This window comes from Ktedonobacter racemifer DSM 44963 (assembly GCF_000178855.1).
Classification (GTDB): Bacteria; Chloroflexota; Ktedonobacteria; order Ktedonobacterales; family Ktedonobacteraceae; genus Ktedonobacter; species Ktedonobacter racemifer.
On the sequence record NZ_ADVG01000005.1, the window covers coordinates 228616 to 242436 of the forward strand.

Sequence of the window (13821 nt, forward strand, 5' to 3'; positions counted from 1 at the left end):
GGATGATGTGTGAATTTTGATAGAACTTCTGAAATGACAAAATAACACACATTCGTGACACTTTTGACATACTTTAGGAACAGTCGGGAGAGATACTTCTCATGGAAACAAAAACAAAGGAGATTTATATGAATAACACACAAACAGGATTAGAAGATCAAAATATGAATAATATGCAAAAGAAATCCGAAGCTCAACACATAAATGAAGGGAATAAGCGGTTTCAGGTATGGAAATCCCATCCACTCGTCGCTTACTTTGTCCTGGCCTATGCTATTACGTGGCTATTCCTGGGTCTGGTAGCCCTTCATTCGCATGGGCTCCTCGCTCTCCCATCCGGCCTCATTTTTCCCCTTACGCTTGTGGGGAGCATTGGTCTGTTACTTGCCGCCTTGCTCCTCACCGTCACCACCACTGGCAAGAGAGGCATGCGCGCCTTTTTTCGGCAGCTTCTCATCTGGCGAGTCAATCCGTGGTGGTATCTGGTGGTACTCTTTGAACCGGCCCTTGTCACATTGATTGTCCTGGCCGTCACATCTCTTCTAGGAGGACCCTCATTCAATTTTGCCCATCCACCGGTGGTCCAGCGACCCCCTCTCCCTCTTCCCTCAGGTATCAGTCCCTATCTTCTGATCGTCCCACTGTTTCTCCTAGGAGGTCTGCTTGGGGGGCCATTGGGGGAGGAGCTAGGGTGGCGGGGATATGCGCTGGCGAAGCTCCAGAGTCGGTACAGTGCCCTGGGAGCGAGCCTCATTCTTGGCGTCTTGTGGGCCGTGTGGCACCTCCCGTTCTTTTTTATGCCGGGAACGACTCAATCCACCACGCCCTTCCTCCTCTTCGCGTTCGGTACACTGGCCAATAGCATTCTGTTCACCTGGGTCTACAATCACACACGAGGGAGTGTCTTGCTGACGTTCTTGTTCCACAATGCACTGAACATAACGGCGCTTTACCTTCCCCTTTCGCTCTGGAATGATTGGCAAGGGGTGGTGGCACAATGTCTTGTGGCGCTGGTTGTGGTCATCATTGCTGGTCCTGCACGCCTCTCTCGGAGATTATCTTCCAGACAAACATCATCATGGTGAGGGATAAAAATGTTGAGATCCTGTAACGCTGCCGATAGCTGCCCTTATCAGCACCGTGAATCCCGAAAAACAGGCCCACAGCGCCGATAAGGTGTTGCTTTTGGCCCCAGTTTCTGGTATTTCAACGGTGCCGATAAGATGCACTGATTGGGAAATGATCTGTCAGTGATCCTATCCGAAAACGAAATACCGAAGAGGAGCAGCATGTTCGATCACCTACTGGAACGATATGTGGCGTCTTTGACCACGGCAGGTAAGACTCCTGCCACCCAGCGTGCGATCCGCTCGGACCTCGCGCAGTTTTGCGCCTGGTGGGAACAGATGCACCAGCGTCCATTCGATTTGACACAGGTGGTAGAGCGGGACCTGCGCGCCTGGAAGACGGTTCGCCAACAGGAGGAGGGCGCGGCCCCGGCAACGATTAATCGCGGGCTTTCGACCCTGCGCCGTCTGTGTACCTGGGCCGTGGAACAACAGTTGCTCACCGAGAATCCCGTCAAAGATGTTGCTGACATTCCCTCCACGCCTGTTTCGCCACGCTCGCTGCCTGATCTGGCCGTGGATGCCCTCCTGCGCGCCACCCGCGCGGAGCCTGATCTCCGACTCCGTCTTCGGGACGAAGCGTTGCTCGCGCTGCTGGTGTATGCTGGTGTGCGTATCCAGGAAGCCTGCGATCTCCAGTTGCGTGACCTGGACCTGGCGTCAGGCACGCTCGTGGTTCGCAGCGGAAAGGGGGGAAAAGCACGCCGTCTGCCTGTGCATTCTGAGGCACAACGTGCCCTCTCCCGCTATCTCCAGGAGGTGCGCTGTCCAGAAGGGCTGCCTCCCATTGGAAGCGAACAGGAGCGGACACCACTGCTCGTGGGGATGCAGCGCGCAGTGGCCGGGCGTCCACTGGCTCCGGGGATCAAAACACGAGTGGCTCGTCAACGCATTGCACAGTTGGGAAAAGTTGCAGCCACCCAGTTGGAAGAAGCTGCCACCCGCGAGCGGGATCTGGCGCGGGCCGAGCAGCTTCGCGCCTGTGTGCTGCAACTGGAAACTGCCGCGCCGCACCAGTTGCGGCATAGCTTTGCGCGGCGGATGCTCAAAACCGGGGCGCAGCTCCCCGAAGTGCAGCGCATGCTTGGGCATAGCCGACTCTCGACGACGGGTATCTATCTCACGCCCAGTGAGGAGGACATCAGAGCAGCGGTGGAGCGCGCCGGTCTGTACCCCACAAGGCTCGCGACAGAAGCACACAGCAGTACCTATTGATGATGGAAGAACGGAAAGAAGCAGGTGGAACGGGTGGAAGTGGAAAAGAGGAAAAGAAAGAAGGGACGCGTGAAGCAACGGATCTGCTCACGCAGCGGCGCTTCAAGATGCTCGATGGGGAGTGGACCTCGGAAGAATTAGGACGCTTCTTTTGGCTGACACCAGAAGATATGCTCCAGGTGAAGACCTGCCGTGGTGCAGCCAATCGCCTGGGCTTTGCCCTGAATCTGTTGCTGATGCGGCTGCTCCATTGCCCCTTTCCGGAGACGGGGCAGGTCCCGCCGCGCATTGTGCAGTTTGTCGCGATGCAGTGCAATGGGCATCCCGAAGCGCTTGCTGAGTACGCCGTGTGCCGTCCTCAGACCCGTGACGAGCATCTCGTCCAGATTCGCACCCATCTCAAAGTCCGCCCGTATGCGCACGCGCAGGATCAGCCTCGACTCGCAGCGTACCTGCTCACGCGCGCCTTGCAGCGCGATGATCCGGCGGTCTTGCTGGAAGAAGCGGAGGAGTGGCTGCGGGAGGAGGGAATTCTCTTTCCGGCAGAAGCCGCCATTGAGAAACTGGTTGCTCAGGTACGCCCCCAAGCAGAACAGCAGGTGTTTTCCGAGACCACGCATCAACTTACTCCGACCCAGCGGCAGGCGTTGGACGAGTTGCTCCTGCGGGAACAGGGCAAGCGGGGCTCTACCCTGGCTTGGCTCAAAGATCCTGCGGTGAAAGCCTCGCCTCCGGCGATCAAGATGCTGCTCAGCAAACTGGAGACCGTGCGCCAGCTCCAGGTGAGCGCGATCGATCTCTCCGCGCTCAACCGCAATCGTGTGCGCGTGCTGGCCCACCTTGGCGAGAAATATCACCGAGACTCCCTGTTGCGCTTTTCGGAGCAGAAACGAGCGGCGCTGCTGGTCTGCTATCTCCAGGACCTTCAGCAAGAGTTGCTGGATCGGCTGCTCATCTCGTTCACTGATCTGCTGGTTGGCATTTTCCGGCGCACCGAACGCAAAGGGCAGCCCCACCACATCACGCATGGCAAAGCGCTGACCCAACATGTCCATACGCTGCGCAAGATCGCGAAAGTCGTGCTTGATCCTACCGTGCCTGATGAACAGGTGCGCCCGCAGATCTTCGCGGTGGTTCCGCAAACCCAGTTACAGGAAGTATACGATGATTCGGGTGCCAAAGCGCGCCCAGAGGATGGGCAAACCTTTGACTTGCTGCTCAAACATTACACCTTCCTCCGCCAATTTTTACCAGACCTCCTCAGAGCCTTGGAGTTCACCGGAACCAGTGCTGCCAAACCTGTGGTGCTGGCGATCCAGGCACTCAAACAGATGGATGCGAACGAGAAGCGGACGCTGCCTGCCAATGCGCCACTGGACTTTTTGCCTGGCGACTGGCGCGCCGCTGTTGAGACTGCCAGTGCCTCAAAAGACCCGAAGGGCCGGCGCATGGCGAAACAGTTGTGGGAACTGGGCTTGGCAGAGCAAATGCGCAAGCTTCTGCGCTCCTGGCCCTTGAGTATTAACGGAACGAAAAACCACGCTAAGGAATTTGCCCTCTTGTGACTATGATGAGGATGCAATGCTAGCGCTGCTCACGAAGCTTTCGTTTGTTCACATAGGTATTGAGAGCGAAGTGATTTGTGTACCCTAGCAAACTGGCAATTTTACGGACAGAGAGTCCCAATGAGAGCAGCTCCTTGATGCGTGGAAGGTCGGCATCAAACTTGCTTTTCTGAAGAGTCCCCTTTGGCTTTCCTAGCCTGATCCCCTGACTTTTCTTCGCGCTTAACGCTTCCTTTGTTCTCATGCTAATGAGATCGCGCTCCAGTTCTGCCAGGAGAGAAAACACCATCACGATAATCTTTGAACTCATATCATGCTGGCCGGTGCTGAGATCGATATGCTGTTTTAAAGCAATTAGCCGGATGCCACGCTTGACCAGTTCATTTACCAACGCTATGATTTCGGCGGTGTTGCGTCCCAGCCTGGAAAGCTCGGTGACGATAAGGGTATCGCCTTCTTCTAATCGTTGCAGTGCTTCATCAATACGTCTTTGCACGGTAGTCTTCCTGCTCGTCATGGTGATGGAAATAAAATCATCAATCTTGATGTCTTTGAGTCTGGATGCTTCAAGGATCTCATGCCTCTGGTTTTTGACATCCTGCTTGTCATCGGATACGCGGATATATGCGAGAGTTTTGCCCATCGTTTTCTCTGTCTCCTCTTAACCTTTTTACGCCCACAAAGACTATACAGTTTGTAGAGGTTTTATGCAATATATCTCATGCCATTTTGTTGGTGTGATAACGGTCGTTAAGACCGCTACACCTCTGCCATTCCGAGCATGTTCATGAAGAAAAACCGATATTTGATAGAGTTGAATAGCCATTGGTCCCGTTTCTCTCTGCTTGCTTGTGATACGTTCCTCCATAATCGGGAGCAAGAGATGAGCAATAATACTGCTTTTGCATAGAGTAACCGTTACCCTGCCCTTCATGTCAGCTTACGTAGCGCTGAGCCTAATATGTGTATCTTGAGATATATAGTAGAGATACATTAGTAGTGAAGGCCTTATTGAACGTTTAAGAATATGGAAACGGGATAGATAAAGTGTTCTCAAATTTGCAAAGAGCAAGACACCGCCACATCAAGAGAATGCCGAAGTCGCTCAAGAAGCGAGTACCGCTCTGGTTCGTGACGTGTAGCGTTATTGCAATTCTCTTGGTTGTCTTTGTGTCGCAAGGAATAGGAGTTGCTGAACCGGCGTGGTCACGTTCATCCGCACAACACTCAATACCATTGAGACCTTTGACACCACCAGTTAGTGTCGTGTCGAAGTCGCTCAAGAAGCGAGTACCGCTCTGGTTCGCGACGTGTAGCATTATTGCCATTCTCGTGGTTGTCTTTGTGTCGCAAGGAAATGGGGCAGGTGAGGCATGGCTGGCGGATGCGTTACGGGGGACAGTAGGACCTACGATCACGGCGCGAGTCGAATCATGGTATCTCAACTTTATGAATACAACGTTGCAGGTACAGTATCAAATGGGGGATAAAAAAGTGAGCGCACCGTGGAATGGGGTACAAGCAACCCCATCACCCTCGCCTACGCGGCCCGCATTGTCAACCTTATCGCCCATGACACTCACACCAATGACTCCATTGGTCAGTCCTGCGCTCTCTGGTGAGGGGATCTGGACGACGTTGGATCAAGCCCCTCAGCCGCATAACTACTTACCACTGGATGCCAAAGCCTATATACGCCCTGATCCATCGCATCCGTATGCTATCGTGACCATGCTGCAATTTGATTCGCGTTTCACATCACTACATATCGTAGGTGGTACCGCCGAACCAGGGGGACCACGAGGCGTGCATGGCCCCGGAGTTATTCCCGCTGCTGATCAGCAAGGCAACGCGTTGCTGGCGACCTTCAATGGAGGCTTCAAATACCCAGATGGTCACTATGGGTTAATGTCGGGTGGTACGATGTATGTTCCTCCTGTCTCTGGCGTTGCCACCATCGCCATTACGAAAAAAGGCAAACTGATTCTTGGTGCTTGGGATGTTGATCCACAGCTTAACAGCCAGAATACGGATCTGGTGGCCTGGCGGCAAAACGCGGCTTTGCTGATTAATAAGGGCGTAATCAATTCGTTGACGCGGGATGGAGCGGCCTGGGGTGGTACTGTCTTAAATAGCGCCTATACCTGGCGCTCGGCGATTGGCATTACGGCGAAGGGAACGTTCATTTATGCAGCAGGTAATGCGCTGACCGCCGAAACGCTCGGTATGGCCATGAAATCTGCCGGTGTAGTGATGGGGATGCAAACGGACATCAATCCATTCTGGGTGCGTGCTTTTCTCTACAACCGTGATCGGAACGGGCAGTTACAAGTCAACAAATTGCACCCCGAGATGCAGGGGACTGGATACGAATACCTGAACGGCACGGCGCGTGATTTCTTTTACCTGACCCGCTTTGCTCCCACGATTCCACCCACCCAAGGAGAGCTTGCTCGATCCGTCCGGTGAGGGTAGGTGCCCCGCCGCCGTGCCTCCTTGGGGGCTTACAAGCACTTCTCGCTCTGACCAAAGCAGAGGCTTATTGATGGAGTTTTATTGGCTGTCTGTCTCAGAGGGAGGACTAAGATCCTGACAATTTTGTGCAGTAAGGATTTTTTGAGCTTGTATTACGATAACGAACGTTTATACCTCCACAATTAGGCCCAGCGCTACGTAAGCTGACATGAAGGGCAGGGTAACGGTTACTCTATGCAAAAGCAGTATTATTGCTCATCTCTTGCTCCCGATTATGGTGGAGCCGGAACGAGCATGGTTGCAAAATGTCTAAAAGTTGGCTTTTCAGGGAGAAATTTGGCTAAAAATGGTATTTGTTCCGTTTCCAATTGGCATTTCAGCACTCACCTCTTATGGCTGATCGCTCGAAAAGTAATACAAAACTTTTCAAACTTGGTAATGCCCGCTACTTTGCGGCTCATGTCAGCTTACGTAGCGCTGGGCCAAGCTGCAAGGTACATGAGAGGAGGCATGAGAGATGCCTGTTGAGTATCTGACCGAAGCGCAAGAACAGCGCTATGGACGCTATGTTGGTGAACCGTCTCCTGAACAACTCGCCCGCTATTTTCATCTTGATGATGAGGACCTCGCCCTGGTTGCCCTGCGTCGTGGAGATCATAACCGCTTAGGGTTTGCGCTCCAGATTGGCACTCTTCGATTTCTTGGGGTCTTTCTTGTTGATCCCGTCAATATCCCCATTGGGGTCATTACCTATGTGGCGACCCAATTGCGTAGATAACTTCCAAGAAGCGTTTCATCGTCGTTCTGGCCTCGATCAACTGTGCCTGTTGCTTTGGAGCAAAAAAAGGACATTTGATACAGGCCATGTGATAGAGGCAAGAGGACCAGTCTGCGTTACTGCACCATCCATGATCGCCAGGTAGAACCCCGCTAACCGGTGGCTGAGCACAGGACCCCCTTGCGTAGCCGAACCAGCGGCCGAAGGCGAGCAGGCTCGGCTACAGAAAGCGGCTCACGTGCCTGTTTCTTTCGCCGTCCTCGTTGCTTGGGTTCAACCCATGCAGGAGGAGCCACTTTGTAGTGCAAGAGTTCGCTTATGCTCCAGATATGATCAGTCAGCCCAGCCGCCATGGCAGGCGTGCAGGCTCTGCCCTCATGGACTGGCTTGCCGAGCTCATGATGCGGCCAACAGAAGTTATAGGTCGTCCCAAGCAGGTACATTCCCGTTTCCAGTGGACGCAGGTGGCGAGCGCTTTGACGACATTTGCGCGTCAAGGTGGCAAGCCGCTGGCGCATGGTGGCATTCAAGCGCTCAATAAAAGCCGTGTTGAGCACATTGCCTCCTTGTGACTGCTGGAGGAGCCGCTCGGCCTCCTCTTGTGAGCCATGCGACATCTTACGCGTGACCTCGACCACCCGTTTCTTCTGCGTCCGCTTGATGACCGTCCCAATATGCAACTCTGACCAAACGACCAAGCGAGCGCGTCCTCGCCCTGGCATCGCTTTCACCTTTTCACGAAAGGCTCGCTTGATACTGCCCGGATACGCGCACCAGCCATCAGTCAAGACCAGCAGCGCTTTCAAGGGCTCTGCACAGCGTCGTACCTGTTGCAAGAGCCGATCAGCCAGGGCGCGATCACGGGTACGTGAGACGGTCCCGGCCACCCACAGACGTGTCTTGACCATGATGGCCAGACCCATCCAAGCGACCATCTTGCAGCCTTTGACGCGGATCTCATCGGCCTGCACATGTTGCAGATCCAATTGGGCGGTCTCAACGATGTCTTGATGGACCTGTTGGCAATGGATTCCGGCTCGATCTCGCCAACTGGCCACGGTGCGTTCATCGAGGCCGAAGGCATGAACGATGGCTTGAAGCGGACAGCCATACGAGAGCAGCGTCACCACAATGACAATGAGCTCGGTTGGCTTGCGCAGTCCCTCAAGCATGGTTCCTCGGCGCGCGCTGAAGGTTTTGCGACAACGCGTACAGCGATAGCGCTCTCGCTTGCGATCATGAATGACGATGTTGCCTGCCCCGATTTGCCCTCTTGCGCAACACATCGAATGAGGGCAAAATTGTTTCGATGGCTCCATTGAGGGAAATATGGTCTTTTGCATATCCATATCTTGTCAATGGAGCCTAATTTTTGCAAGCCTCTCCCACTTTCACCAGTTAATGGAGTCCTACCGATCGCCAAGGACGTAATAAATTTTCACTTTACCCTCTGCGTCAGCCTTTGTCTCGACCAGCGCTTCGATCAAGCGACTGTTCCTGTCAGCTTTCGAGTAAGCTGCTGCGAGCTTTGTTGGCTTAATTCGTGTGTAGTGTTGGGTTGTCGCCGGGTTCACATGCCCAAGCCATTTCATCAGCTCAAAGAGTGAAAGTCTCCGGCGCGTTGTAGAGGAGTGTCGCAAGAGTTGCACGAGCGCGATGACCCATGATATTGCCGCGTTCGTCAGCCCGTGGCAGGCCAGCGCGCTTACATAACACGGGGATTAAGGTGTTGTTGAGATAGTTCCTCGCAATGCGGTGCCCTCTGTAGCAGAAGAGAAAGTCAACCATCTCGTTCGTTTTCCCGTCGAGAAGACGCGGCTGATAGGCTGGACGAACATGCTCCCACTCATTGATGGCCTTGCCGACGATGACATTCACTGGCTTGGAAAAGGTGCTGTACCTTACTCCTGGGACTGATTGGCTTTCCGATAGACTTCCCATGAAGTTGCTCTTCTCTCGCCCAATCTCCTAGCGTGCGACACGGTCCCGCTGCACCTCCTGTGGAGCCCATCCCGAGAGAAACGTTAACTTGCCGAGAACATAGGCGATGACCATGAGATCTTGACGGCCATATGGATCACAGCCATGTTTGTGAACAAAGGCGGCCACAGAACGCTCAAGGATATCTCCCCATTGCTGTTCGGACCACCCCCAAAAGCTCACCTGTCGCTGGTGCATTTCTCTGATCAGGACATGAGAGACTGTGTCAGGTTCGGCCTTCCTTGTCGGTCGAGGTCAACGAAAGCCGCCAGCGTTTCACGTTCCCATCTGTTAACGCTGGATTCTGGTCATGGCGCTCTAATGCGATAGGCCATGCCCATTCCGACTTCGGAGGATTTGTTACAAGAGACAGAGCCTTCATTTCCGCCCTCCCTGCCTCAGACGCTCCAGGCGCTGATCTAAATCATGCATTTGAAGGCGCACCCGTTCTGCTGTCTCCCTCCCACTCAACTTGAGGTAGATCTTCGTCGTCTCGATGCTGCGGTGACCTGCATATTGAGCAATTGGTAAATGACATCCGAAGTGAGCAGGTTTTGCCCTCCGATGTAAGCACTTGCCCTCCAATGTGAGCAACAGCGCCACTGCCTGACAGAGAATCCGCCTCAGAGGCGGTCAACCAGCAGCAGGTGTTGTAAATTCCAGACAGGGTACTTGAGCCCAATCGTGAGCCCGCATGAGCCGGATCTTCAGCGTTTGGCTTGAATTCTGCTGGTGCTGGAAGTCTGTCTGAACATTCAGTACCCGCATGACGCCGAATCTTGAGCACTGAATGTACAGAAACGGCACACGACTATTGGCTTATAGAGCGGCTTCATTTGCGCTTGATAGCCACGCTGCTCACATTGGAGGGCAAGTGCTCAAGTGGGTGGGCAAAACCTGCTCACTTCGGATGTCATTTACCAGCAATCGCGTGGATATCCATGCCGCACCAGCGTGGTTTTTCGTTCCGTTAATACTCAAGGGCCTGATTCGCCGGGCCGGGTCTGCCAGCGCGTGGAAGATGAAATTTGAAACGCGCCATGAATTAGAATAAATGACAGTAATATCTCTCTTCGCATACGAAATCGACTCAAGGGATGCTGCGATGCGGCTAGAAGTGTCTCCCAGGGTGAACATATCCCTAAATCATCAACTTTGCGGAGGACCCGGATGCTTGACACATGTTGTTAGCATCCCTTGCAACAAAACTTGTTAGCTGGTTTCTCTGCCCACGTTTGACGTCCTCCGCTCATGAAGAAATTTAGGTTGTACACAATCTTATTGACAACAACACAATTTTGGGGTAATCTTTTTTTATACGTTGACCATTGTCTGTTGACGTTTGCGAACAAGGCTGTTCTCGCCAGGAATATTCATGGGAACTCATACTCAGGAGAGAACGTCTTTTACCCCTATTGCGCATGGTACCCCTCCTTTCAAAGAGAGGAAGATGGTACTTGTCGTAGAGCGTATGCGAAGTTGCAGAAGACCTTCTCTTGAAGAAGGGTGACGTGGTGAACGTCCAGCCAGGTTGGAACAGATCGTTTCATTGAGCGAGCACGTCTGCTCCTTTTGCCCAAAGGACTGAGCAGGGGGAAAGGAGAGAGGTCATGCTCTGTGCCCAACTGATACATCAGTGGGCGCACTGCTCACATCACGTCCTCAACGTACACCTCTCTTGGAGGCGCTTCCCTGTGCCTCATGTGTCGTCGATGGCATCGAGACGGTTGTGGATGCCAATACGAGCGCACAGGCCGTGACCGGGGGAATACGAAATGCCAGCTCGCTTGTTTCTCGACTAGAGTAGATCATTTCTGTAGACATCTTGAGTTCAGAGCAGGTACGCATCTTCACCACCAGGGAGGGGGATACATGAAAGAGAGGTTTCCCGTATGCAGAAGACAAAGCAAACCAAGTGCGTTACTCCCGCGTCATATGACACGCTGATCGATGCCATTCCCCAGTTGGTCTGGGTGAAACGATCCGACGGCCTGCCCGATTACACGAATCAGCGCGTGCGGGACTATACCGGGTTGACAAAAAAGCAAATCCAAAGCGATCGCTGGGCTCATCTCCAGTTCATCCATCCAGAAGATCAGGATGGGAACCGAATGCATTGGGAGTATGCCCTGGACACAGGAACCATGTTTGAGTACGAAGAGCGTCTCAGAAATGGCCAAACTGGGGAGTATCGCTGGTTTTCAACCCACACTGAGCCTTCGCACAATGAAGCAGGCCAGATCGTTACGTGGTTTGGGACTGCCACCGATATCGACAAGCAGAAGCGGATCGAGGACGTCTTGCGAGAGGGTCAGGAACGCGCAGACGCCTTGATGCAATCCAAGATTATCGGCATCATTATCACCCAAGGCGAGCAGATTGAGGACGCCAACGAGACCTTTCTGCGCATGACCGGCTATAGCCAAGAAGACATGCATGAAAATCACACGAACATATTGCAGATGACGCCTCCAGAATATATGGCCCGGACCCTGCAGGCCCTGCAGGAGCTGGGCACCCAGCAGTCAATGACGCCCTATGAGAAAGAGTACGTGTGTAAAGATGGCAGTCGCCTGCCGGTGCTCGTGTGCGGGGTCGTCTTCCATCATCACCCCCGCCAGGCGATCAACTTTGTACTGGACAATTCGGCGCGCAAAGAACTGGAACAACGCAAGGATGACTTTATCAATATGGCCAGCCATGAACTGCGGTCTCCGCTCACTGTGGTCAAGCTTCAGACCCAACTGGTGCACAAACGCCTCGAAAAGCACTCCCAGCACGAGGCGGCTACCGCGCTTTCCAGAGTGGAGATGCCGATCAAACAACTGGAGCGTCTGATCGCAGAGTTACTGGATGTCTCCCAGATCCAGGCAGGGAGACTGAAGTACATCCGGGAGCGGGTGGACCTCGACAAGTTGCTGCGAGAGATCGCCGACACCATGCAGCGCATGAGTCCCAGCCATACCATTGCGGTGCGTGGGGCCGTGCAGACCAGCGTGATCGGGGATCGAGACCGGCTGAGACAGGTGTTCACCAACCTGCTCAGCAATGCCATCAAGTATTCTCCCGATGCAACGACCGTCGAGGTGGAGCTCTCCTCCTCCGAAGAGGCGGTTGCGATCCGGGTGCAGGATCATGGCCTGGGCATCCCGCGCGAACAGCACAAAAAGATTTTTGAGCGCTTCTATCGGGCCGCTGGCCTCAGCCATGAAACGATCCCTGGTCTGGGCATGGGGCTCTATATTGTGGCCGAGATCATCAAGGGCCATGGGGGAACCATCACGGTGGAGAGCGACATTGGAAAAGGCTCCACATTTACGGTGACCCTCCCCAGGAGGAGGGATGCCTGAGCCTGGAAAGGACGCCACACTCGTCATCTGAGCCGGTGAGGGTGGTGAGATCCGTGTGTGGGCACGGACGGCACTGTCTGTCGCCACAGATTCGCTTGCGGCGGACGCCTTGCGCGTTTCGTACCACCTGGAAATCCCTCTATGGCGCGGGCGGAGCCGGTAGACCACTCCGGTTCAGCAAGCTGTCTGAAGCATGAGCTTCTGGGACGGAGCGACCCACAGAGAGAGGCAAGGTCCGCCCGCGCCATAGAGGGATTTCCAGGTGGTGATGACTCAAAAGACTGTGCGCTCTTTGAACGGCTGAAGGCGACGGGGCTGCCCGTGGAAGTGGGATCGGGGGACTCTCCAAGTACAATCGCTCTCTCCGAGGCCTCCCCAAGACACACAGGCTCGATGCCGCCAGTGTGGGACGCTCCACGCCTGGGCGTCTGCAGACGAGCGGGGTGGTCTCCGCTCCTGATCCGCGTAGAAGGGCATGGGTGCCGGCGTGTGCGCAATGTCAATGGCCTTGGTTTCCCTGTTCAGGGCCCGAGAGGGCCAAAAAGGTGCGACGCTTCCGGACGGGAGACATCTGCCGAAATTCGAGCAGTGTCTGATCTCAATGAAGTAGCTAAAATACCTCCTGAGAAAAATATACTGGGCGGTGCATACCAACGCACTACTACTCGACCATCTGCACGACCACCTTTCCTTTGGCATGCCCCTGCTCGAGGTAGGCGAATGCATCGGCGATGTGCGCAAATGGGAAAATATGGTCAATCACTACCTCAAGTTTCTGCTGATCGATGAGGGTCGCCAGTTCTGAGAGCTGGGTACCACTCGGGTGCATGAAGAGGTACCGATAGGCAACGCCATGCTTGCGCGCCTGGCGGCGGATTTTCCAGCTTGCGGCCCAGAAGAGCCAGCTCTCAGATAACACATATTTTAGTAACTATTCAGAAGACCCGTGTAGAAGACACAAATCGTGCATGCGCTTTCGCTTTTGAGCTTGATATGGCTGCGAACATAACAGCATTTGCACGAAATAATGCTTTTACTCCCCCCTACTGAATAGTTACCTATTTTAGTAACTATTCAGTAGGGTAACGTGAAAGACTCATTTTATGCAATTGTCGTTGCATTCGTAGCTGCATCAAGCTCAAGAACAAAAGGGTATGCATGGTTTGCATCGTCTACGTGGGCCTTCTGAACAGTTACCTATTTTGGTAACTATTCAGTAGGGTAACGTGAAAGACTCATTTTATGCAATTGTCGTTGCATTCGTAGCTGCATCAAGCTCAAGAACAAAGGGGTATGCATGGTTTGCATCGTCTACGTGGGCCTTCTGAACA

At 53.8% G+C, this 13821-nt stretch carries 11 protein-coding genes and 2 pseudogenes; 7 read left to right on the forward strand and 6 right to left on the reverse strand.

The features are described from left to right. Nucleotides 1–128: 128 nt before the first annotated feature. The 3 genes from KRAC_RS55130 to KRAC_RS55140 all read left to right on the forward strand — a co-directional run bounded on the left by KRAC_RS55130 (nt 129) and on the right by KRAC_RS55140 (nt 3907). Complete coding sequence (locus KRAC_RS55130) at nt 129–1085, forward strand: CPBP family intramembrane glutamic endopeptidase (protein WP_007922040.1); 957 nt, start codon at nt 129–131, stop codon at nt 1083–1085. 204 nt (nt 1086–1289) lie between these two features. Next, complete coding sequence (locus KRAC_RS55135) at nt 1290–2342, forward strand: tyrosine-type recombinase/integrase (RefSeq protein ID WP_007922042.1); 1053 nt, start codon at nt 1290–1292, stop codon at nt 2340–2342. Next, on the forward strand, nt 2342–3907 hold the full coding sequence (locus KRAC_RS55140; protein ID WP_007922044.1) for a DUF4158 domain-containing protein: 1566 nt from the start codon (nt 2342–2344) through the stop codon (nt 3905–3907). The genes KRAC_RS55135 and KRAC_RS55140 overlap by 1 nt, the downstream gene beginning before the upstream one ends. A gap of 19 nt (nt 3908–3926) precedes the next feature. On the opposite strand, the gene KRAC_RS55145 is transcribed toward KRAC_RS55140, so the two are convergent. Continuing rightward, complete coding sequence (locus KRAC_RS55145; protein WP_007922046.1) at nt 3927–4550, reverse strand: recombinase family protein; 624 nt, start codon at nt 4548–4550, stop codon at nt 3927–3929. A 623-nt stretch (nt 4551–5173) separates the two neighbouring features. On the opposite strand from KRAC_RS55145, the gene KRAC_RS55150 reads away from it, so the two are divergent. Together KRAC_RS55150 and KRAC_RS55155 are read left to right on the forward strand one after the other, a co-directional pair. Then, nucleotides 5174–6376: a phosphodiester glycosidase family protein gene (locus KRAC_RS55150; RefSeq protein WP_040448499.1), complete on the forward strand. Its 1203-nt coding sequence runs from the start codon at nt 5174–5176 to the stop codon at nt 6374–6376. Nucleotides 6377–6899: 523 nt separating this feature from the next. Beyond that, a pseudogene (locus KRAC_RS55155) lies at nt 6900–7151 on the forward strand (DUF4158 domain-containing protein); the annotation flags it as partial. Between the two features lie 161 nt (nt 7152–7312). Here the strand turns inward: KRAC_RS55155 and KRAC_RS55160 are convergent. The 3 genes from KRAC_RS55160 to KRAC_RS55170 form a co-directional block, all read right to left on the reverse strand. Then, nucleotides 7313–8509 carry a hypothetical protein gene (locus tag KRAC_RS55160; protein WP_007905179.1) on the reverse strand — a complete coding sequence of 399 codons (1197 nt, stop codon included), beginning with the start codon at nt 8507–8509 and terminating at the stop codon, nt 7313–7315. A 247-nt stretch (nt 8510–8756) separates the two neighbouring features. Then, the gene (locus KRAC_RS55165; protein WP_157508267.1) at nt 8757–9101 is read right to left on the reverse strand and encodes a hypothetical protein; all 345 of its coding nucleotides are present in this window, start codon (nt 9099–9101) and stop codon (nt 8757–8759) included. Nucleotides 9102–9128: 27 nt separating this feature from the next. Then, nucleotides 9129–9338 (reverse strand): hypothetical protein, encoded by a 210-nt coding sequence (locus KRAC_RS55170; protein WP_007922050.1) that lies wholly within the window; start codon nt 9336–9338, stop codon nt 9129–9131. Between the two features lie 616 nt (nt 9339–9954). Here KRAC_RS55170 and KRAC_RS74250 point away from each other — a divergent pair. After that, complete coding sequence (locus tag KRAC_RS74250; RefSeq protein ID WP_169461074.1) at nt 9955–10194, forward strand: hypothetical protein; 240 nt, start codon at nt 9955–9957, stop codon at nt 10192–10194. Between the two features lie 608 nt (nt 10195–10802). On the opposite strand, the gene KRAC_RS74255 is transcribed toward KRAC_RS74250, so the two are convergent. After that, on the reverse strand, nt 10803–10952 hold the full coding sequence (locus KRAC_RS74255; RefSeq protein WP_169461075.1) for a hypothetical protein: 150 nt from the start codon (nt 10950–10952) through the stop codon (nt 10803–10805). 80 nt (nt 10953–11032) lie between these two features. Between KRAC_RS74255 and KRAC_RS55175 the strand changes: the two genes are divergently transcribed. Continuing rightward, nucleotides 11033–12490 (forward strand): ATP-binding protein, encoded by a 1458-nt coding sequence (locus KRAC_RS55175; protein ID WP_007922053.1) that lies wholly within the window; start codon nt 11033–11035, stop codon nt 12488–12490. Between the two features lie 661 nt (nt 12491–13151). Here the strand turns inward: KRAC_RS55175 and KRAC_RS55180 are convergent. Beyond that, a pseudogene (locus tag KRAC_RS55180) lies at nt 13152–13391 on the reverse strand (zinc-binding dehydrogenase); the annotation flags it as partial. Between the last annotated feature and the right edge of the window lie 430 nt (nt 13392–13821).

What these genes read in the sequence shown, in the direction of transcription:
- KRAC_RS55170 (WP_007922050.1), bottom strand. Translation starts at nt 9,338, where the DNA reads ATGCACCAGCGACAGGTGAGCTTTTGGGGGTGGTCCGAACAGCAATGG.
- KRAC_RS55160 (WP_007905179.1), bottom strand. Translation starts at nt 8,509, where the DNA reads ATGGATATGCAAAAGACCATATTTCCCTCAATGGAGCCATCGAAACAA.
- KRAC_RS55135 (WP_007922042.1), top strand. Translation starts at nt 1,290, where the DNA reads ATGTTCGATCACCTACTGGAACGATATGTGGCGTCTTTGACCACGGCA.
- KRAC_RS74255 (WP_169461075.1), bottom strand. Translation starts at nt 10,952, where the DNA reads ATGATCTACTCTAGTCGAGAAACAAGCGAGCTGGCATTTCGTATTCCC.
- KRAC_RS55175 (WP_007922053.1), top strand. Translation starts at nt 11,033, where the DNA reads ATGCAGAAGACAAAGCAAACCAAGTGCGTTACTCCCGCGTCATATGAC.
- KRAC_RS55130 (WP_007922040.1), top strand. Translation starts at nt 129, where the DNA reads ATGAATAACACACAAACAGGATTAGAAGATCAAAATATGAATAATATG.
- KRAC_RS55165 (WP_157508267.1), bottom strand. Translation starts at nt 9,101, where the DNA reads ATGGGAAGTCTATCGGAAAGCCAATCAGTCCCAGGAGTAAGGTACAGC.
- KRAC_RS55140 (WP_007922044.1), top strand. Translation starts at nt 2,342, where the DNA reads ATGATGGAAGAACGGAAAGAAGCAGGTGGAACGGGTGGAAGTGGAAAA.
- KRAC_RS55145 (WP_007922046.1), bottom strand. Translation starts at nt 4,550, where the DNA reads ATGGGCAAAACTCTCGCATATATCCGCGTATCCGATGACAAGCAGGAT.